19 protein-coding genes are annotated in these 18,174 nt (G+C 53.4%); 6 read left to right on the forward strand and 13 right to left on the reverse strand.

Annotated features, from left to right (window positions below; translation table 11 throughout):
* Positions 1-76: 76 nt before the first annotated feature.
* Positions 77-550 carry a hypothetical protein gene (locus HCZ99_RS03025; protein ID WP_167445367.1) on the forward strand — a complete coding sequence of 158 codons (474 nt, stop codon included), beginning with the start codon at positions 77-79 and terminating at the stop codon, positions 548-550.
* A 112-nt stretch (positions 551-662) separates the two neighbouring features.
* On the opposite strand, the gene pheT is transcribed toward HCZ99_RS03025, so the two are convergent.
* From pheT to HCZ99_RS03065, 8 genes are all read right to left on the reverse strand, one after another.
* Positions 663-3,071: a phenylalanine--tRNA ligase subunit beta gene (gene pheT, locus HCZ99_RS03030; protein WP_167445368.1), complete on the reverse strand. Its 2,409-nt coding sequence runs from the start codon at positions 3,069-3,071 to the stop codon at positions 663-665.
* Between the two features lie 4 nt (positions 3,072-3,075).
* A complete protein-coding gene (pheS, locus tag HCZ99_RS03035) occupies positions 3,076-4,146 on the reverse strand; it encodes a phenylalanine--tRNA ligase subunit alpha (protein ID WP_167445369.1) in 1,071 nt (356 codons plus the stop codon).
* Between the two features lie 122 nt (positions 4,147-4,268).
* Positions 4,269-4,625, reverse strand: a complete 357-nt coding sequence (gene rplT / locus HCZ99_RS03040) for a 50S ribosomal protein L20 (RefSeq protein WP_167445370.1) — start codon at positions 4,623-4,625, stop codon at positions 4,269-4,271.
* A gap of 16 nt (positions 4,626-4,641) precedes the next feature.
* Positions 4,642-4,839, reverse strand: coding sequence for a 50S ribosomal protein L35 (gene rpmI, locus HCZ99_RS03045; RefSeq protein WP_167445371.1), 198 nt, complete (start codon positions 4,837-4,839; stop codon positions 4,642-4,644).
* Between the two features lie 565 nt (positions 4,840-5,404).
* On the reverse strand, positions 5,405-5,809 hold the full coding sequence (locus HCZ99_RS03050; protein ID WP_167445372.1) for a response regulator: 405 nt from the start codon (positions 5,807-5,809) through the stop codon (positions 5,405-5,407).
* 54 nt (positions 5,810-5,863) lie between these two features.
* On the reverse strand, positions 5,864-6,379 hold the full coding sequence (infC, locus tag HCZ99_RS03055; RefSeq protein WP_167445373.1) for a translation initiation factor IF-3: 516 nt from the start codon (positions 6,377-6,379) through the stop codon (positions 5,864-5,866).
* A 229-nt stretch (positions 6,380-6,608) separates the two neighbouring features.
* Positions 6,609-7,649, reverse strand: coding sequence for a glycosyltransferase family 9 protein (locus HCZ99_RS03060; RefSeq protein ID WP_167445374.1), 1,041 nt, complete (start codon positions 7,647-7,649; stop codon positions 6,609-6,611).
* Positions 7,646-8,878: a glycosyltransferase family 4 protein gene (locus HCZ99_RS03065; protein WP_167445375.1), complete on the reverse strand. Its 1,233-nt coding sequence runs from the start codon at positions 8,876-8,878 to the stop codon at positions 7,646-7,648. Before HCZ99_RS03065 ends, HCZ99_RS03060 begins: the two co-directional genes overlap by 4 nt.
* Before the next feature lie 38 nt (positions 8,879-8,916).
* Between HCZ99_RS03065 and HCZ99_RS03070 the strand changes: the two genes are divergently transcribed.
* Positions 8,917-9,741, forward strand: a complete 825-nt coding sequence (locus HCZ99_RS03070; RefSeq protein WP_167445376.1) for an alpha/beta hydrolase — start codon at positions 8,917-8,919, stop codon at positions 9,739-9,741.
* Between the two features lie 25 nt (positions 9,742-9,766).
* Here the strand turns inward: HCZ99_RS03070 and HCZ99_RS03075 are convergent, their stop codons facing one another.
* The 5 genes from HCZ99_RS03075 to tsaD all read right to left on the reverse strand — a co-directional run bounded on the left by HCZ99_RS03075 (position 9,767) and on the right by tsaD (position 13,035).
* On the reverse strand, positions 9,767-10,102 hold the full coding sequence (locus HCZ99_RS03075; protein ID WP_167445377.1) for a Rieske (2Fe-2S) protein: 336 nt from the start codon (positions 10,100-10,102) through the stop codon (positions 9,767-9,769).
* The gene (locus HCZ99_RS03080; protein WP_167445378.1) at positions 10,099-10,512 is read right to left on the reverse strand and encodes an EVE domain-containing protein; all 414 of its coding nucleotides are present in this window, start codon (positions 10,510-10,512) and stop codon (positions 10,099-10,101) included. Before HCZ99_RS03080 ends, HCZ99_RS03075 begins: the two co-directional genes overlap by 4 nt.
* 3 nt (positions 10,513-10,515) lie before the next feature.
* Positions 10,516-10,794, reverse strand: coding sequence for a YciI family protein (locus tag HCZ99_RS03085; RefSeq protein ID WP_008888584.1), 279 nt, complete (start codon positions 10,792-10,794; stop codon positions 10,516-10,518).
* A gap of 133 nt (positions 10,795-10,927) precedes the next feature.
* Complete coding sequence (locus HCZ99_RS03090; RefSeq protein WP_167445379.1) at positions 10,928-11,932, reverse strand: NAD(P)H-dependent glycerol-3-phosphate dehydrogenase; 1,005 nt, start codon at positions 11,930-11,932, stop codon at positions 10,928-10,930.
* A 44-nt stretch (positions 11,933-11,976) separates the two neighbouring features.
* Positions 11,977-13,035 carry a tRNA (adenosine(37)-N6)-threonylcarbamoyltransferase complex transferase subunit TsaD gene (tsaD, locus tag HCZ99_RS03095; RefSeq protein ID WP_167445380.1) on the reverse strand — a complete coding sequence of 353 codons (1,059 nt, stop codon included), beginning with the start codon at positions 13,033-13,035 and terminating at the stop codon, positions 11,977-11,979.
* 330 nt (positions 13,036-13,365) lie between these two features.
* Here tsaD and hemC point away from each other — a divergent pair, with 330 nt between their 5' ends.
* The 4 genes from hemC to HCZ99_RS03115 are packed head-to-tail and all read left to right on the forward strand — an operon-like array spanning position 13,366 to position 18,153.
* Positions 13,366-14,310, forward strand: coding sequence for a hydroxymethylbilane synthase (hemC, locus tag HCZ99_RS03100; protein WP_167445381.1), 945 nt, complete (start codon positions 13,366-13,368; stop codon positions 14,308-14,310).
* Between the two features lie 22 nt (positions 14,311-14,332).
* Positions 14,333-15,061: a uroporphyrinogen-III synthase gene (locus tag HCZ99_RS03105; RefSeq protein ID WP_167445382.1), complete on the forward strand. Its 729-nt coding sequence runs from the start codon at positions 14,333-14,335 to the stop codon at positions 15,059-15,061.
* 39 nt (positions 15,062-15,100) lie between these two features.
* Complete coding sequence (locus HCZ99_RS20865) at positions 15,101-16,711, forward strand: COG4223 family protein (RefSeq protein ID WP_167445383.1); 1,611 nt, start codon at positions 15,101-15,103, stop codon at positions 16,709-16,711.
* Positions 16,708-18,153 (forward strand): heme biosynthesis protein HemY, encoded by a 1,446-nt coding sequence (locus HCZ99_RS03115; RefSeq protein ID WP_167445384.1) that lies wholly within the window; start codon positions 16,708-16,710, stop codon positions 18,151-18,153. Before HCZ99_RS20865 ends, HCZ99_RS03115 begins: the two co-directional genes overlap by 4 nt.
* Positions 18,154-18,174 lie beyond the last annotated feature (21 nt).

Raw genomic sequence — 18,174 nt, forward strand, 5'->3', positions numbered from 1 at the left:
ATTGCTTGATATGTCAGCAACATCGAATGGCAGGGAAAAAGCTGCCGCGCGCTGATACACAAGGAGTATGTCAAACATGACCCGACGCTTTGCACCGCCCCCGCGTTCAATCCTGACATCGATTACGATGATGGGTCTTTTGACGCTGGCCGCATGTGGTTCAGACATGCGCACAATGAACAATGCGCGCATGCAAACGCTTGCCAATTTCTTTGCCCAGCATGAACCGGGCGATCCATTGCCACGCGGTTGGCGACGCCTGGATGGCCGGGAAATCAACTACCGTTTTGCAAACGAAACATATTCCATTTACTCGATTGACGAGGATGAGCAGATTTTGGTGATGTCGCTTGATGATATTGGTCGCGGGCGCCTGGAGGCCGATGGCGACTTGGAAAGCTGCATCTGGAACAGCGTTGCCGATCAGCTTAGCATTGAATGCGATGATACCGATATGGACTGGCAAATCTTTAGCAACGGTCCAGAACTGATCGCGCTTGACCTTGATGAGGAAGAATATGCCATCATGCGCAAGCGCCCCGGTCGGTAACTTTATCCACACGCTTTGTGCGCATGGATATTTGATGGGCGCCCATCATTAAAAAAGAAAACGGGCCGCCAGAAAGCGACCCGTTTTTAAATATCTAGGCGATCGTTATCGCTTAGGCGCGCAAGGTGCCGCCGGTTGCCTTTTCGACAGCTGCGACAACGTTTTTGCTGACCGCGTCAATTTCTTCTTCGGTCAACGTTGCTTTGGTCGGCTGCAGCGTGATCGAAAATGCCAGCGACTTCTTGCCATCTTCGATGCCTTTGCCGGCATAAAGATCAAAGATCGTCACATCGCTGATCAAGTTGCGATCAGCACTTCGTGCGGCCTTGACGATTGCTTCGGCTTTGACGTCGCTATCGAGCAGGAAGGCAAAATCACGTTCAACCGACTGGAAGCTCGACGCATTCAGTGCCGGGCGTGCGGTGCCTTTTTTCTTTGGCATCGGCACGTTTTCAACAAACAGCTCAAACGCAACAACGCGACCTTTGACCCCAAGTCCTTTGAGAACTTTGGGGTGCAGTTCACCGAAATAACCCAAAACGTTTTTCGGACCCAGCTGCAAGGCAGCCGAACGTCCCGGGTGATACCAGCCTGGTGCGCCGTCAGTATTGATCTGAACGTTGGCGGCATTGGTACCAAGTGCTTCAAGCAGGGCCTCGGCATCGGCCTTAACGTCAAATACATCAACGTCGCGGCGCGAACCGGTCCAGCTGCGCGGTGTTGTCGAACCAGAACGAAGGCCCGCCGCAACAAGGCGTTGATCGCCCGGCTGATCACCAAAGAATTCCGGACCAACTTCGAACAATGCCAGGTCCGCAAAGCCGCGTGCATGGTTACGACCAGCAGCCGCGATCATGTTGATCAGCGCATTGGGGCGCATCACATCAAGATCAGAGCTGATCGGGTTGGCCAGATACAAACCGTCTTTGAGTTCGCCAAACAACTTAGCCCAGCGCGAGTCGGTAAAGGCCCAAGTCACGGTTTCATAAAGACCACGCGACGCCAGAACACGGCGCGTCAGACCAACGCGTTTTTGGATTGGCGACAGGGCCGGTACCGGAAGGCTGCTTTCACGTTCCATCGCAACGGTCGGGATTTTGTCATAGCCGACAATGCGCAAGACTTCCTCGATCAGGTCAGCTTCGCCAACCACATCGGGACGCCATGTTGGCGCAACGGCGGAAATAACCGGGGCAGAACCACTGACCTCAAAGCCAAGCGATGTCAGGATTTCAACAACACGGTCAGCCTCGACCGCGACGCCACCCAATTCCGCAATACGATCAATCCGCAGATCAAAGCTGTTGCGCGGGTTTGGAACCTCGCCCGCCTTCACAACATTGGAACCTTCACCGCCACAGATTTCGGTAATCAGGTGGGTGGCAACTTCCATGCCCCACGCGATCGATTGCGGATCAACACCGCGTTCGAAACGGTAACGCGCATCGGAATTGATCTGCAGCTTACGGCCGGTTTTGGCGATGCTGATTGGATCAAACAAGGCGCATTCGACAAACACGTTTACCGTGTCTTCAAGGCAGCCGGTTTCTTCACCGCCGATGATCCCGCCAATGCCAAGCGCCTTGGCCGCATCGGCAATGACCACCATGCTGTCAGAAAGCTGGTATTCCTTGTTATCAAGGGCCGTGAGTTTTTCGCCATACGTTGCGTAACGCACATTGATGTCACCCGACAATTTATCGGCATCAAACACATGCAATGGACGCCCCAGATCGTGGGTTACCAGATTGGTGATATCCACAAGGGCTGAAATCGGGCGCAAGCCAATGGCTTCCAGACGGGCTTTGAGCCAATCCGGGCTTTGCGCATTTTTCACGCCGCGGATGTAGCGACCGTAAAATGCGGGAACTGCACCATTTTTAGCAATGTCGCCGCTGATAGTGACACCAATGGGACTGTCAAAGGTGCCCGCAACGGCGTCCTGACGCGGGTCAGATTTAAGCGTACCGATGCCTGCTGCTGCCAGATCGCGGGCAATGCCGCGCACCCCGGTGCAATCGGGACGGTTCGGTGTCAGACCGATTTCAAAAATCGTATCGTCCGCCCCCAAAATGCCGGCAACCGGCGCACCGATTGGCGCATCATCTGGCAATTCGATAATGCCGTCATGGTCATCACCCAGGCAAAGCTCACGGGTTGAGCACATCATGCCCTGACTTTCGACACCACGGATTTTGCCCGGTTTCAGCTTGGAGCCATCAATCGGAATGATCGCACCCGGCTGAGCCAAGGCAACCTTGATGCCGGTGCGTGCGTTGGGCGCACCGCAAACGACCTGAATGATTTTATCGCCGGTATTGACCCGGCAAAGTTTCAGCCGGTCGGCATCGGGATGCTGTCCGGCTTCTTCGATATGGGCAACACGAATGTCGGCCAAAGCCGCACCACGGTCGGTAAGCTCTTCGATCTCAAGACCGATATCGGTCAATTTTTCGGCGATCACCCCGACCGAGGCATCGGTTTCAAGGTGCTGTTTAAGCCAATCAAGTGTGAATTTCATAATCTCAGCCCCTTACCATGTTCGGTACATCCAGCGGCACGAAACCATAATGTTTCAGCCAGCGCAGATCGGTATCGAAGAAGGTACGAAGATCAGGAATGCCGTATTTCAGCATGGCGATACGTTCAATGCCCATGCCAAAGGCAAAACCCTGATATTCATCCGGGTCAAGACCACAGGCAGACAGAACGCGCGGATGAACCATGCCGCAGCCAAGGATTTCAAGCCAGTCGTCGCCTTCTCCAATCTTAAGCTCGCCGCCTTTGCGCGAACAGCCGATATCCATTTCAGCACTCGGCTCGGTGAACGGGAAGAAGCTTGGGCGGTAACGAACCGGCACGTCATCAAGTTCGAAATAGGTCTTAACAAACTCAAGCAAGCAGCCCTTCAGGTGACCCATATGCGTTTTCTTGTCGATCACCAGGCCTTCGACCTGATGGAACATCGGCGTATGGGTCATATCGCTATCGGAACGATACGTCCGACCCGGCGCAATAATGCGGATCGGCGGGGTTTTGCTTTGCATGGTGCGGATCTGCACAGGCGACGTATGGGTTCGCAGCACAAGGCGCGAGCCGTCTTCCTGTTCAGGCAGATAGAACGTGTCCTGCATCTCGCGCGCAGGGTGCTCTGGCGGAATGTTAAGGGCAGTAAAGTTATGGAAATCGTCTTCGACGTCCGGCCCTTCGGCCAGGGCAAAGCCCATTTCACCAAAGATCGAGACAATTTCATCAATCGTCTGGCTGATCGGGTGAATGCGACCCGCGGTTTCATCCGGGCGCGATGACAGGGTGACGTCGATCCGCTCGCCCGACAGGCGCGCCTCAAGGGCGGCATCTTCAAGGGCAGTTTTGCGGGTTTCGATTGCGCCTGCGACCTGGTCTTTGACCGCGTTCAGCGTCTGACCAAATTCACGACGTTGATCCGGGTCCATCTTGCCAAGGTTTTTCATCAGGCCGGTAATGCGGCCTTTCTTGCCAAGGGCGCTGATGCGGACATCTTCAAGTACAGCCAAATCGGCTGCATTTTCGACTTCCGCCAGAACCTCTTCGCGCAATGCTTCGATGTTTTCCATAACTTCCGACGCTTTGGCTTGGGTTTCAAAAACAAAAAGAACTTAAAAAGAAAGGGGACGGCCAATATGGCCGCCCCCGATCAAATCAGGCAAGCGCCTATTAAACCTTTTAACAAGGTTTATTAGCCGAGTGCAGCCTGCGCCTGGGTGACCAGAGCTTTGAAAGCTTCAGGTTCACGCACTGCGATGTCGGCAAGCACCTTACGGTCCAGTTCAACACCAGCCTTTTTAAGGCCGTTCATGAACTGCGAATAGCTCAGACCGTTGTCGCGTGCACCAGCGTTGATACGCTGAATCCAAAGCGAACGGAACTGGCGTTTCTTAACGCGACGATCGCGGTATGCATACTGCAGACCTTTTTCCACAGCCTGTACGGCAGTGCGGAAAGTATTGTTGCGGCGACCGCGGTAACCCTTGGCAGCCTTAATAACCTTGCGGTGACGAGCGTGCGAAGACACGCCCCCTTTTACACGAGCCATTTAACTCTCCTTAACCTTAACCGTACGGCAGGAATTTTTTGACGATGCGGGCATCGGCGTCACACAGAATCTCTGTACCACGCGCCTGGCGCTTCATCTTGGTAGGTTTTGCAGTCAGCAGGTGGCGTTTGTTTGCCACGTTGCGACGCACTTTTCCGCTTGCAGTCAGGCTAAAGCGTTTTTTAGCACTCGCTTTGGTCTTCATCTTGGGCATTTTTCTATCCTTGCATATGCAATGAAAACGAAATCCCCTACGGCGGCTGGGCATGCCCTGAAAGTTCGTAACAAACTTTCCAGCCTCACCACCTGTTTCGAGGACGGGTGGTTATAGACTCAGGACTTCCCTTTTTCAAGGACCAATTCGCCCCTGTGTCCCAGCCCTTTGCAAGCCTGCCCGGCGTTTGCGAAACATCCAACGATCCTGCTCATTCCGTCAGACGGTTCACCGCATCTTATTTTACAGCCGGGTCGCGCCAATCAGACTTGGAATCCCGTCACTGTGTTCTTTGCTGTGTTTGTGAAGAATAAAGTCTTCTGGCGCAGCGACACGCGGGATATCAGGGCTTTGGAACCGAACGATGCGGATAAAAGTATTTGGTTTCGCCCCCGCAAAATGGCCTCATCTGCATTCGAAACACAGTTACCGCAAGGCTTCTCTTGACGATGACAGTCGCCAAATTTCCAAGTTAGAGACCTTAGCGTGTCCTTAAGCGCGAACGCACATCATCGGTTAAACCAGCGTTCAAGCCGTGGATAAAATCGCAGATTTGGGGAAAACGTTACACTGCTGTCTGAATAGTATGGGCCCGGCCCACCCATTTTTCGACTCGGCTCATCAGCTTTTCGCGATTAACCGGTTTGAGGACAAAGTCATTGCCCCCAGCCGCAACCCCGCCCCGAAGGTCTTCTTCGCTTTGACGTGCGGTGACGTACACGATCGCACAGGCAAGATTGGGAAATTCAGTTCGCACATGCAGTGCAGCCTCAAAGCCATTCATGCCGGGCATCATGATATCCAATAGGATGATGCGCGGTGTTTCAGACTTCAGAAGCTTCAAAAGGTCCTTGCCAGAAGAAACGCCCTGAAACTTGTAACCGCCACTTTCGACGATTCGCTTCAGGAGAACCAGACTTTTCGGGTCGTCATCGACACCGACGATCAGAAGATCATTCACGGCTGGCATGTCATTCCCTCTTTGGCTTGGACCTCTTTGGGCAGAACGGCAAAACGCCGCGTATTAACGCGGCGCCAGTACCATAATCATAACACGACCTTCCATCTTCGGCATCATTTCCGGTTTGGAAAGATCTTCAAGATCCCCCGAGAACCGTTGAAGCATGCCAAGACCAAGATCCTGGTGAGCCATTTCACGTCCGCGGAAGCGCAACGTAACTTTCACCTTATCTCCACCGCCAAGAAACTTCTGCGCAGCACGCAGTTTGACGTTGTAGTCATGGATATCGATGTTCGGACGGAGTTTGATCTCCTTAACTTCGATAACCTTCTGTTTCTTTTTGGCTTCGTTCTGCTTTTTGCTTTGTTCGTATTTGAACTTGCCGTAGTCGATCAACTTGCACACGGGCGGTTCAGCATTCGGAGCGACTTCGACAAGGTCGAGCCCAACTTCCGCTGCCATTTCAACGCCTTCACGCACCGTCATCGGATCTGACATATTGCCTTCAGCGTCAACAACACAGATGGAACGGGCTTTAATATCCTCATTGACGCGCGGACCATCCTTGGTCGGCTGCATCGGTTTGCGTGGTCGTGCTATGGATAATCTCCTGTGGTAATCAAACAAATCGGTCAGAAAGAGTAATATGGAAATCCGCGTTTCAAAGAAACCGCGTTTTTCACTAGACCTGAACTAACATATCCCGGTTGGCTCAGAAAGCAATGTTTTTAGGCAATTAAAACCTGCCAAAGCCCCTATTTCCGCGCTTTTGGATTAAGAGTGTGCTTATTGCGCATCTTGGAAATTCTTATTCTTCCAAATCAAGGCGACGGCGCACTTGATCCATCACGCGTGCAGCGGTTAATTCGCGCAGATCATTTTCACGAATAATACTGACAGCATTCTCGCCAATACCGCGTGGTGCGCTTTTTTTCGGGTCGGATTCGCGTGAAAACAAGACAATAGATGGCGCCCCGGCGGCCGCAGCAATATGCATCGGCCCCGTGTCATTGCCAATTGCCAAAACCGAACGTGCAGCAAGCGCCGCGATATCAAGAAACCCGGTACGACCCATAAGGTTGCGCGCCTTTGGGCACATGCCATCAATCTTGGCAAGCTCAGCACTTTCCTTTTCAGTGCCAATCAAAACCGGCGTTAACCGGTAATCCGCAAGCTGTTTGGCCAACAGACCGAACCGTTCCGCCGGCCACCGCTTTGCCGGGCGATGTGGCGCGCCGCCAGGACAAATCAAAACGAATGGACTACGAATCCCAAATCGTTCCAAATCAATATCTGGTGCCGCGATAGAAGGTTCCGGAACATCTAAAATACCAGCATATGCAAGTTGATCGGCAATCCGGTCAATCGAATGCATATTGTCACGGTCAGGATTAGCATGCGGATGCGAACATCCCCGCGCAATGCCTGACCATTCAGGTTTTTCGCCTGGCCATAGGAGCTTAAAATAAAAGCCGGAACGATCAGACGTTTGCAGGTCATAAACGCGATCGAAGTTGCTGTTGCGCAAGAACCGACGCAACGCCAACACTTCCCGCACATTCGTCAGCTTTGGACGACGGTCGATGGCAACTGCATCAAAGAAGCCACTCGCCTTCATCAGATCAACATAAAGCCGCGTTGTCAGCACAGTGATATGCGCATCGGGATGCGCGGCACGGATCGCCGCAAAAGCACCCATCGCAATAACCACATCCCCAAGTGCCGACAGCTTTATAACTAGAATACGTTCTTTCGGGGCCGTCACATTCGATGTCTGTCCAACATCTGCATCTGCTTCTGCTTCTGAAACGACTAGATCAACTTCGGTGTTATGAGTGTCACCTGTCATGCTGCCGCCCTACGACCATGCTTAAGTGCCTTATCGTATACAGCAAGCGTTTTCGCAGCCATTTGCTCGAGCGAGTAATTGTCGATGACGTGCTGACGTCCCTTCGCAGCAAGAGCGGCACGTTTTTCAGGCGTCATGCCAAGCACTTGAACAAGTGCGCGCGAAAGTTGCTCAACCTCATCTGGCGTAACAAGCCATCCGGTTTCGCCGGGCAAAACGGTTTCCATCGCGCCACCGTGGGCGGTTGAAACAACTGGCCGTCCCATTGCCTGTGCTTCGGACGGAATGCGCCCAAAGGCCTCTGGCTCGATAGACGGACAGGCAACAACATCGGCCAACATATAGGCTGCTGGCATATCTGCGCAGTGGTCAACAATATGAACGATGTCTTCAAGCCCAAGCTTTTTCGTCGATTGCAGGATTTCGTCACGGTATCCTGTACGGCCCTGATCCGATCCAACAATCAAACACCGGACACGGCGATGCCCCAAGGATTCGAGAACAGCCGGCAATGCCTTGATCAAGAAGCTATGCCCTTTCCAGCGCGTGATACGCCCAGGCAACATGATGACATATTCTTCGCCATTCAAACGCCACAGGTTTGACAACGCGATGAGGCGTTCTTGACTAACATTTTCCGGATTAAAAAGATCAACATTCGTACCGCGCGGCACAAGGTTCAAACGATCTGCTTCGACCTTGTAATAGGTATTAATATGCTTGGCGATATGCTGGGAAATCGCAATAACCTGATCACCCTTGGTCATGATCGCGTTATACCGGCGTTTAAACGGATTGGTATATCCTGAATAGGTCCCATGGAACGTCGTGACGAACGGTATGCCACATTTCCGCGCAGCAAAATACGCGCTCCAAGCGGGTGCACGCGAACGGGCATGGATAATATCCACACCTTCTTCTTTGATAAGCTTTACCAACGCGTCGACATTCTTACGCATGGTCAGCAAATTTTTTGATTTTAGCGGCAACTCGAAATGTTTTGCGCCAAAACGGCCTAATTCGCGCTCAAGCCGCCCCCCTTGGGACGCGACGAGCGCTTTACCGCCGCCATTCATAATCGCGCGTGCGATATCCACCGTTCCACGTTCTACCCCACCAGCATCAAGTTCGGGTAAAACCTGCAAAATTACCGCAGGCCGATAGCCCCCATCTTGCACTTGGGGCTCTGATCGATAGACTGCTTCAGTCTTAACTTCTGACGCGCTCATGCAACTCCAACCACCAACATCCAAGGATTCTGCCCCGGATGACACACGACATGCCCAAACCGCAGCTTGAAAAACCCCAATATCTCGACCAGCGGGATGGTTTAAAAATCGCATACCATCACACGCCCGGCAAGCAATCTGACACCGAGGCCTTAAATACCAAGGCCCCCAATACTCCGGGCGTTATGTTCCTGGGCGGCTTCATGTCAGACATGACCGGCACCAAGGCAACGCATCTTCAAGAGCACTGCGTCAGACAGGGGCTGGGTTATACCCGCTTTGACTATTCCGGTCACGGACAATCGTCTGGCAAATTTGTCGATGGCACAATCGGCCAGTGGGCACGCGATGCCATTGCTGTTCTTGATGAAATTACCACGGGGCCACAGGTTCTTGCCGGGTCATCGATGGGCGGCTGGATCATGCTTTTGGTCGCCCTTGCTCGGCCTGAACGCGTCGCGGGACTTGTCGGAATTGCCGCAGCACCCGATTTCACCGAAGACCTGATGTGGGCACAATTTAGCGAAGATCAGAAGAAATCGATTATGGAAGATGGGGCATTGGTCGAACCCACCGAGTATGGCGACGATCCCTATACCATCACACGTGATCTGATTGAAGACGGGCGCAAACAGCTTCTTTTGCGTGAACCGCTAAATATCACGTGCCCGGTTCATCTGGTTCAAGGCATGCAGGACCCTGATGTCCCATGGCAAACAGCGATTCGCCTGACCGATGCATTGGTTACAAAAGATGTCCGCGTCGATCTGATCAAGACCGGCGATCACCGACTGTCAGAGCCCGATCAACTTGATGTCATTACCGGGCATCTTGATGCCGTTTTGGCAAAGGCGACGAGATAACCCCATCGCCTTAAATACAATATGATCACGCCAGAACGATCTGGTCGTCTTGGATCTTAACGGCAACGGGTGTGAGCATATCGCCCGTGCAGGGGCCAGCAACGCATTCGCCATCTTCGATGCGAAACCGTGCCCCATGGGTGGAGCAGATGATTTCATCACCAAAGTCGCTGATGAATTCATCTGGTTCCATCTCAAGTGGCACCCCGATATGGGGACAACTATTCACATAGCCGAAAACATCCGCGCCGCTGCGCACGACAAAAATGCCGGTTCCGCCAAGGTTAATCCCCTTGGCACCGGTGACATCAAGATCCGATACCGCACACAAAACGGTTCCGGGTTCCGGTAGATCGGTCATGGTGCGACTCCGCCCATTTCGCAGATGGCCGCCCAAGAGGCGTCATCAATCGGCACAACGGACAACCGCGATTGTTTGATCAGGCCGAGTTCAGAAAACCTTGGGTCGGCCTTGATATCAGCAAGGGTCACTGGTGATATCAATGGTTTGACCGTTTTGAAATCCACCTGCACGAACTTGCCCGCAGCATCCGTTGGGTCGGGATAGAATTCGCGGACCACTTCGACAATTCCGACGATGCGTTTTTCATTTACCGAGTGATAGAAAAACGCCCGGTCGCCAATCTTCATCGTGCGAAGGTTCTTGGCCGCCTGGTGGTTGCGCACCCCATCCCAACCTTCGACATCCTTCTTGACCTGATCGTCCCACGACCAGCTGCCCGGTTCGGTTTTGATCAGCCAGAATGCCATCGATCAGAAAACCTTTTTAAACGGACGGATCACGACGGATTCAAAAAGCCCCGCCTTGGCATAGGGATCATTGGCGGCAAATTCGCGCGCGTCTTCAATCGCATCAAATTCGATAATAAAAACCGAACCGTTCATGCCTTCCATATCTGGATCAAGGGTCGGGCCCGCCGCCACAATACGATCGGCAAAACCACCTTTTATGTAGGCCAGATGGTCTTCGCGATTGGCCTTGCGAACGTCAAGGTGGCCGGGTTTATCAACGCAACGAATATAGAAATGCATGAACTGTTTCCTGCTTCTTTATGGGATCAATGGCCATAAAGTGACAGAAGCCCCAACCATTCTCAAGCGCAACCGATCAATAATGCGCTGGTTTTGCTGGTTTTGCTGGTTTTAAAGTGCAATGCCGCAAAAGTTAGGATGCGGCTTCAAGCTCGTCGCGGAAAGGACGCTGCAAAAGACCGTTGATCGTGCTGCGCAGATCACAGTCATGATTGGCCACCTGATCAACCGCCTTACATATGGGCATCTCGACCCCGTATTTTGCCGCAACATCCGTGATGGAGGCCGCCGTATAAACGCCTTCAGTGACCGAACGGCGTTCCGCAAGAATGTCTTTGGCCTTTCGGCCCTGCCCCAAGGCAAGGCCAAAGGTGTAATTGCGCGATAACGTACCCGTACAGGTCAAGGTCAAATCGCCAAGACCAGCCAAGCCCAGCATGGTTTCAACACGACCGCCCATCGCAACGGCAAGACGCGACATTTCCGCAATCCCGCGCGTGATCAGGGCCGCACGTGCATTATCGCCAAGCTCAAGCCCGGCGACAACGCCACTGGCAATCGCCAGCACGTTCTTGATGGCACCGGCTACTTCAACACCGGCAACGTCCGTGCTGAAATAGGGGCGAAATTCCGGTGTTCCGATCAATTCCACAAGACGCTTGCCCACAACACGGTCTTCACACGCAAGCGTTATGGCGGCGGGCAATCCTTTGGCAACTTCCTGTGCAAACGTTGGACCTGACAAAACAGCAACCGGCACATTACCAAGCGATTGGGTAACAACCTGCGCCATCAGAGCACCGGTTTTGGTTTCGATCCCCTTGCTGCAAATCACAGCCGGAAGGTTATCGGTCCAATGGGCGGCCAGTTTGGTCAGGGTTTCGCGCAAATGCTGGGCCGGTGTAACCAGCAAAACAGCATCCGCATCGCGCAAGCCGTCATAGGACGTTGTCGCCCGCAACGCACCGGGCAGGGAAATGCCAGGCAGATATAAATCATTTTCGCCATTGGCATTGATGTGTTCTGCCAAATCCGGATTGCGCAGAACCAATTCAACATCCGCACCGGCCCGCACGGCTTGAACCGCCAATGCAGTACCCCATGCACCGCCACCGATAACTGTAATGCGCTTTTTCATGATCTTATTCCGGGCAAAATGTAAGGTGTTTTTTATCAGGTGACTTAGGCCTTAACCCCGGCACCGGGGCGCTTGGGGGCTTCGGGGTCGAGCGGCCACCGCGGGCGTGGCTTAAAATCAAGATCATCACGTTCTCCAAGGCGGAACCGTTCCAACCCTGCCCATGCAATCATCGCGGCGTTATCTGTGCAAAGATCAAGCGGAGGCGCGACAAGCTTCATGCCGGCCTGATCGGTAAGTTCGGTCAGACGTCCCCGCAGATATTTATTGGCCGCAACCCCGCCCGCGAGAACAAGTGTCTTGCCCGTCGGGTAATCTTGCATGAATTCAAACACTGCATTGCGGGCACGATCAATCAGGGTATCGCCCACCGCGCGCTGAAACGATGCGGCAAGGTCGGCTTTGACTTCCTCGGTTTGTTGTTCGACCGGGAAACCATCCATGTAATTGCGCACCGCCGTCTTCAGACCCGAAAATGAAAAGTCACAGCCCGGACGCCCACGCAACGGACGCGGCAAGCCAAAGCGTTCCGGGTCGCCTTTTTCGGCAATCTTTTCAAGTGCCGGTCCACCCGGATAGCCAAGGCCCATCATTTTCGCGGTTTTATCAAATGCTTCGCCGACCGCATCGTCAATCGTCGTGCCGATCCGTTTATATTGACCAACACCTTCGACAATCAGCACTTGGCAATGGCCACCCGACACCAGCAACAGCAAATAAGGAAAGGCAACATCATCGGTCAGTCGCACCGTCAGGGCGTGACCTTCAAGGTGATTAACCGCCAGAAACGGTTTTTGAGCGGCAAAGGCAATCGCCTTGGCAGTCATGGCCCCAACCATCACCCCACCAATCAGCCCCGGCCCACCGGTACAGGCAACCGCATCAAGATCGTTGAAATCAACACCGGCATCATCCATCGCCTCGGCCACCAGCCGATCAAGATGTTCAAGATGCGCACGCGCGGCAATTTCGGGCACCACACCGCCATAAGGACGATGGTCATCAAGCTGGGACAAAACGCGGTGGGACAGAATCTCGCGCTTGTCATTTACGACAGCAGCGGCCGTTTCATCACAGCTGGTTTCGATACCAAGTACGATCATAATTTTGATCCGGTCAGGGGTGCGCCGACACCTTCGGCATGGGAAAAACAATAACAGGGGCCGCAACAATGCCACGCCTGACGATGATGTAGCGGAAACTTTATCGGCTTTCCACCCCCGGCGGGCGCATTTGCCATATGCAGTTATCGCGTTTTATACATCTTTTCGAATTTCCACCGCGCTTGTGCCATTCAATACACAGACAGACATACGTCAATGAAATGGCATTTTTAAGCCTTATAATTGCTGTTTCATATCAGACCGAATTTGCCGGTCTGCAGGCAGCTGCAGGCCTTGTTTTTAAACAATTTTAAGACTAAGACTCCTTGCATGACAGATACAGCAAAACTCCGCATTGGTACCCGTGGTTCGCCCTTGGCACTTGCACAGGCACACGAGGTCCGCGACAAACTCGCCGCCGCCCATCCCGAACTTGCCGAGGAAGGCGCCATTGCCATCACGGTCATCACAACGACCGGCGATAAAATCCTTGATCGTGCCCTGTCGGAAATCGGTGGCAAGGGTCTGTTTACCAAGGAAATCGACGATGCCCTGTTGGGCGGCGATATTGATCTTGCCGTTCACAGCATGAAGGACGTACCAACGGTTCTGCCTGATGGTATGATCCTACCGACGATCCTGCCGCGTGAAGATGTGCGCGATGCGTTTATTTCGCTGAAATATAAAAGCTTTGCCGAAATGCCCGCCGGATCGGTCATCGGGTCAGCGTCGCTGCGACGTCAGGCAATGATTTTAAACAAATATCCCGACCTTAAGGTCATTACGTTCCGCGGCAATGTGCAGTCACGACTTCGCAAACTTGGCGAAGAACAGGTTGATGCGACCTTGCTGGCAATGGCCGGATTAAACCGTTTGGGTCAGCCCGAAATTGCCACCGCACCAATTGCCGAAGACGACATGCTTCCAGCCGTTGCCCAAGGGGCAATTGGCATCACCATCAGAAGCGATGACACACAGGCCAACGAATGGATTTCAGCACTTCATTGCGAAAAATCAGCCATTCGTGTGACAGCCGAACGCGCGGCCCTCTTTGCGCTTGATGGCTCCTGCCGGACACCGATCGCGGCCTTGGCCGAATATAACGACGACGGCAGCATGCGTTTGCGCGTTACCATCGTGCGACCAGATGGCAGCGAACGTCTTGATACGGAACGGCATATAGCAAACCCAGACCTGAAAACCGCGTCAGAGGCGGGTGCGGATGCCGGTGAAGAACTGAAAAAACGTGGCGGGCCGGATTTCATTTCGGCCTAATCCACAGATCATGAGGCAGCAAATGGGACCACTGGTTTTAAATACCCGGCCAGAAACCGATTCTGCCGACCTTGAGTCGATCCTGACCCAGCGCGGATATCAAGTGATGTCCGCGCCGATGTTACAGATCGAGTTTCCAGATCAGGCAACTGTTTTTGACCCGGCCCCATATCAGGCACTGATTTTCACATCCGCCAACGGGGTCCGGGCGTTTGCCCAATTGTCAGATGATCGCACCCGACATGTTTTATGCGTCGGTGACGCCACTGCCCGTTTGGCCGCACAGATCGGTTTTGATCAGATCAAAAGTGCCAATGGGGATATCAACGATCTTGCCGACTTGATCCGCGATCAAATTGATCCCGAAAAAGGCCCCCTTTTCCATCCGGCAGCACGCAAAACAGCCGGGGATTTGGGCCAAATATTGGCGGATGGCGGATATAAGATTGACCGTCAAACTGTCTATAACGCACATGCCAGCACCTCGCTGCCTGAGCAAACTGCCAAAGCCATTGCTGCCCATCATATTGATGCAGTTTTATTTTTCTCTCCCCGCACAGCCGAAACATTTGTTAAGCTGATCAAAAGTGCGAAGCTGGAGGGCGAACTTTGCAATACGCGGGCAATTTGCCTAAGCCCGGCAGTGCAGTTGCAGATTGCTGACCTTAAATGGCAAAGAACGCACGTTGCATCAAAGCCGACACAGGAATACCTTCTTTCTATCCTAGATCAGTCCTTTTCCAGCGCGTAATCGCGCTATGGCACAACCGCAAACTGTAATGGTCCGATCGTGAAAAAACCAGAAACGCCAAAACCAGACGCTTCCGCCAAACAGGTCGACACCGAAAAAACGACCGAGACCATCTCTGTAGACAGCAGCGGCAATGCTAGCGCGAATGCGAAACCCGATTCGAAGGGTGGCGCATCTTCTAATGCCAAAACCGATGCAAAACCGGATACGAAATCAGACGCAAAGGTTGATGCGACCAAAAGCCAAACGGCAAACACCGCATCCCAAACCGCGTCGAAACCGGGCGAAAAAACCGCTGACAAAGCCGGCGAGAAACCTTCTGACGCGTCAGGCGCAAAAGCATCGTCAGCATCAACTGCAAAACCGGAAATCAAACCGGCATCGGCCCAGCGCAGCAGTCAGTCCACGGACAAGACCACAAAACCAAGCGACAAGGCGCCGAAATCCAAGGGTGCTGGTGGCAAGGCAATTTTCATTTTTGTCGTTATCATTATCGTTGCGATTGCCGCGGGCTGGTTGACCCGTGCATTTTGGTGGCGCGATGCTGAACCGGTGCTAAGCCAATACGTGCCGACCGTTATCATGAATGAAATCACACCCGATGAATTCAAAGACGATGGCACAAACACGGCAACCAATACACCAAACCAAGAATCCACCACGAACGCGCAGGACAGCCAGAACACATCCAATTCTGTTCCGGCCCCCGATGAAGACGCAGCCATGGCCGAACAAGACGACGCCATGGTCAATGAACCAAATTCATTGTCATCGTCTGACGATGCGACCGATACCGCGAATTCAGATGCCGACGCGTCCACCCTGCCCGATGGATCAGTTGTTGTTGATCCGGATTTGACTGAGCGTCTTTCGCGGCTTGAAGGCACGATCAATGCATTGCGCGACCGGTTGAACGACGAACGTGGTGGTACGGTTAACGATACCGTCGCACGCCGCATGGCGGAAATCGAAACCCATTCCGCCCCGATCGAAGAACTTGCGCGCGTCGAGAGCGAACTTGCCGGTGTGGCCAATGAAATGCGCCAAATGTCCGCACGTTTGTCGACCATGGAAGAAGAAGTTCGGGCAACAGCCGGTCTTCGTGTCGAAAGTCGCGGACAGGCTATTGCCATGGCCGTCACCATTCTGCGCGATGCCCTGCAACGGGGTGGACCATTTATCATTGCGCTTAATCAGCTTGAACGCAGCAGCGGTGATGACGAAGTTATCACCAAACAGATCGAAACCTTAAAGCCACTTGCGGAACAAGGTGCTCCGACACTTGAAAAACTGCGCCAAACCTTCCCGGCGATGGCACAAGAAGCGGTTCAGGCCGCGACCGATGATCATTCGGGCAGCGTTTGGGATGCCACCTGGGCCAATATCAAGAAAATGATCCCAATCCGGCGCGTTGATGTTGCTGGTGAAGAATCGCTTGAAGGTCGCCTTGCGACGGCTGAAAACGCGCTGGCACATGATGACCTTGACGAAGCGGTCACCGCCCTTGAAGGGATCGAAGGCAAAAACGCATCGGCAGCAGTTTCTGAATGGCTTAATCAGGCGAAAAACCGTCAGGTGCTTAACAGCGCAATCGCATCGCTCAGCGCGCATGCCATCGGTCTTCTGACCGGGTCGGAGGACAGCCAATGATCCGCTTGCTGACCTTTATCCTAATGACGGCCGTGCTGATTATCTGCACGGTCTGGTTTGCAAATCATCCGGGCACCATAAACGTTGTCTGGCTTGGCTATCGCTTTGACGGATCAATTGGCATGGTTGCCTTGGCCCTGTTGGCGTTGACCGTCGTGCTGGTGCTGTGCTGGCGTGGGTGGTCGATCATTGCCAATTCACCGGGCTGGGTTGGACGTTTGCTTGGCAGTCGCCGCCGTAAAAAAGGCCAACAGGCCCTGACCATGGGATTGTTGGAATTGGCATCGGGCGATGTCCGTCAGGCCCTGAAGCATACGCGTGCGGTTGACCGTTACCTTGAAGACGACACCCTAACCCGGCTTTTGACGGCACAGGCTGCTGAACTTGATGGCAATAACGAAGCTGCCAAACGTCAGTTCGAAGCCATGCTGGAAAAACCAGACTCAGCCTTTTTCGGGTTGCGCGGTTTGCTGCAATTATCGCTTAAGAACAACAATCGCAAAGATGCCCTTGATTATGCCGAGCGCGCCCACCGTTTGCGCCCACGTAATCCGGCTGTGATTGTTACGCTGTTTGACTTGCTGCTGACATCCAAACGTTGGGACCGTGCGCTTAGCCTTTTGATTGATGCGCAAAAGGCAGAGGTCTTTAACGAAAAGGAACTGACACGTCGTCGCGCCCTTTTAATTACCGCCAAGGCCGAAGATGCCATTGCCGCGGGTGAAAATGCCGAGGCCGTCAAACTTCTGCGCAAGGCGTTGAATTCCGCAGATGATTTTACCGGCGCGGCTGTTTTGCTTGCTGGGCTTTATCGTGACCTTGATCAGGGAAACAAAGCCCGCGACGTCGTTATTCATAGCTGGCGCACAACGCCATCTGCTGCCCTTGGCGCGATTTATATGGATACGCTCAGCGGTGATGCACTGGCACAGGTGAAATCAGTTGAAAAACTGGTCGAAACCAATCCAGAACACGTTGAAAGCCATATCATTATGGCCGAAGCCGCCCTTTTGGCCGATCTCTGGGGTGTTGCGCGCACCAATCTTGAAAAGGCAATGACCCGAAAGGCAGAAGCCCGCCATTACCGTTTGCTTGCCGATCTGGAAATGCGTGAAAAGCAAGATGGTGCCAAGGCTCGCGACCTTTTGATCAAAGCCAGCCACGCCAACCCGGATCCCGATTGGCGATGCGGGGCATGCGGTGCCGAAACCGACCGTTGGGTTGTTTCATGCCCTTCATGCCATTCGTTTGGCAGCGTTGAATGGCGAAGCCCCCTTCGCGTGCATCCGGCGCAAAATCCGACAGCAACGGATCCCCAAGACGTCCATTCCAAATCTGGGTCCTTTGCCCTGACACAGGATGCGACCATCATTGAAAATACCAACGATGGCCCTGCGCCTAAAACGGATCAGACGCAAAAGGGAACTGAACCGGCTGCTTGACCGATATAGGCCCCAAGTCGG

The organism is Thalassospira lucentensis, from assembly GCF_011806425.1.
Classification (GTDB): Bacteria; Pseudomonadota; Alphaproteobacteria; order Rhodospirillales; family Thalassospiraceae; genus Thalassospira; species Thalassospira lucentensis_B.

Coding starts and splice junctions, on each gene's coding strand:
- HCZ99_RS03025 (WP_167445367.1), top strand. CDS start 77: ATGACCCGACGCTTTGCACCGCCCCCGCGTTCAATCCTGACATCGATT.
- pheT (WP_167445368.1), bottom strand. CDS start 3,071: ATGAAATTCACACTTGATTGGCTTAAACAGCACCTTGAAACCGATGCC.
- pheS (WP_167445369.1), bottom strand. CDS start 4,146: ATGGAAAACATCGAAGCATTGCGCGAAGAGGTTCTGGCGGAAGTCGAA.
- rplT (WP_167445370.1), bottom strand. CDS start 4,625: ATGGCTCGTGTAAAAGGGGGCGTGTCTTCGCACGCTCGTCACCGCAAG.
- rpmI (WP_167445371.1), bottom strand. CDS start 4,839: ATGCCCAAGATGAAGACCAAAGCGAGTGCTAAAAAACGCTTTAGCCTG.
- HCZ99_RS03050 (WP_167445372.1), bottom strand. CDS start 5,809: ATGCCAGCCGTGAATGATCTTCTGATCGTCGGTGTCGATGACGACCCG.
- infC (WP_167445373.1), bottom strand. CDS start 6,379: ATGCAGCCGACCAAGGATGGTCCGCGCGTCAATGAGGATATTAAAGCC.
- HCZ99_RS03060 (WP_167445374.1), bottom strand. CDS start 7,649: ATGACAGGTGACACTCATAACACCGAAGTTGATCTAGTCGTTTCAGAA.
- HCZ99_RS03065 (WP_167445375.1), bottom strand. CDS start 8,878: ATGAGCGCGTCAGAAGTTAAGACTGAAGCAGTCTATCGATCAGAGCCC.
- HCZ99_RS03070 (WP_167445376.1), top strand. CDS start 8,917: ATGACACACGACATGCCCAAACCGCAGCTTGAAAAACCCCAATATCTC.
- HCZ99_RS03075 (WP_167445377.1), bottom strand. CDS start 10,102: ATGACCGATCTACCGGAACCCGGAACCGTTTTGTGTGCGGTATCGGAT.
- HCZ99_RS03080 (WP_167445378.1), bottom strand. CDS start 10,512: ATGGCATTCTGGCTGATCAAAACCGAACCGGGCAGCTGGTCGTGGGAC.
- HCZ99_RS03085 (WP_008888584.1), bottom strand. CDS start 10,794: ATGCATTTCTATATTCGTTGCGTTGATAAACCCGGCCACCTTGACGTT.
- HCZ99_RS03090 (WP_167445379.1), bottom strand. CDS start 11,932: ATGAAAAAGCGCATTACAGTTATCGGTGGCGGTGCATGGGGTACTGCA.
- tsaD (WP_167445380.1), bottom strand. CDS start 13,035: ATGATCGTACTTGGTATCGAAACCAGCTGTGATGAAACGGCCGCTGCT.
- hemC (WP_167445381.1), top strand. CDS start 13,366: ATGACAGATACAGCAAAACTCCGCATTGGTACCCGTGGTTCGCCCTTG.
- HCZ99_RS03105 (WP_167445382.1), top strand. CDS start 14,333: ATGGGACCACTGGTTTTAAATACCCGGCCAGAAACCGATTCTGCCGAC.
- HCZ99_RS03115 (WP_167445384.1), top strand. CDS start 16,708: ATGATCCGCTTGCTGACCTTTATCCTAATGACGGCCGTGCTGATTATC.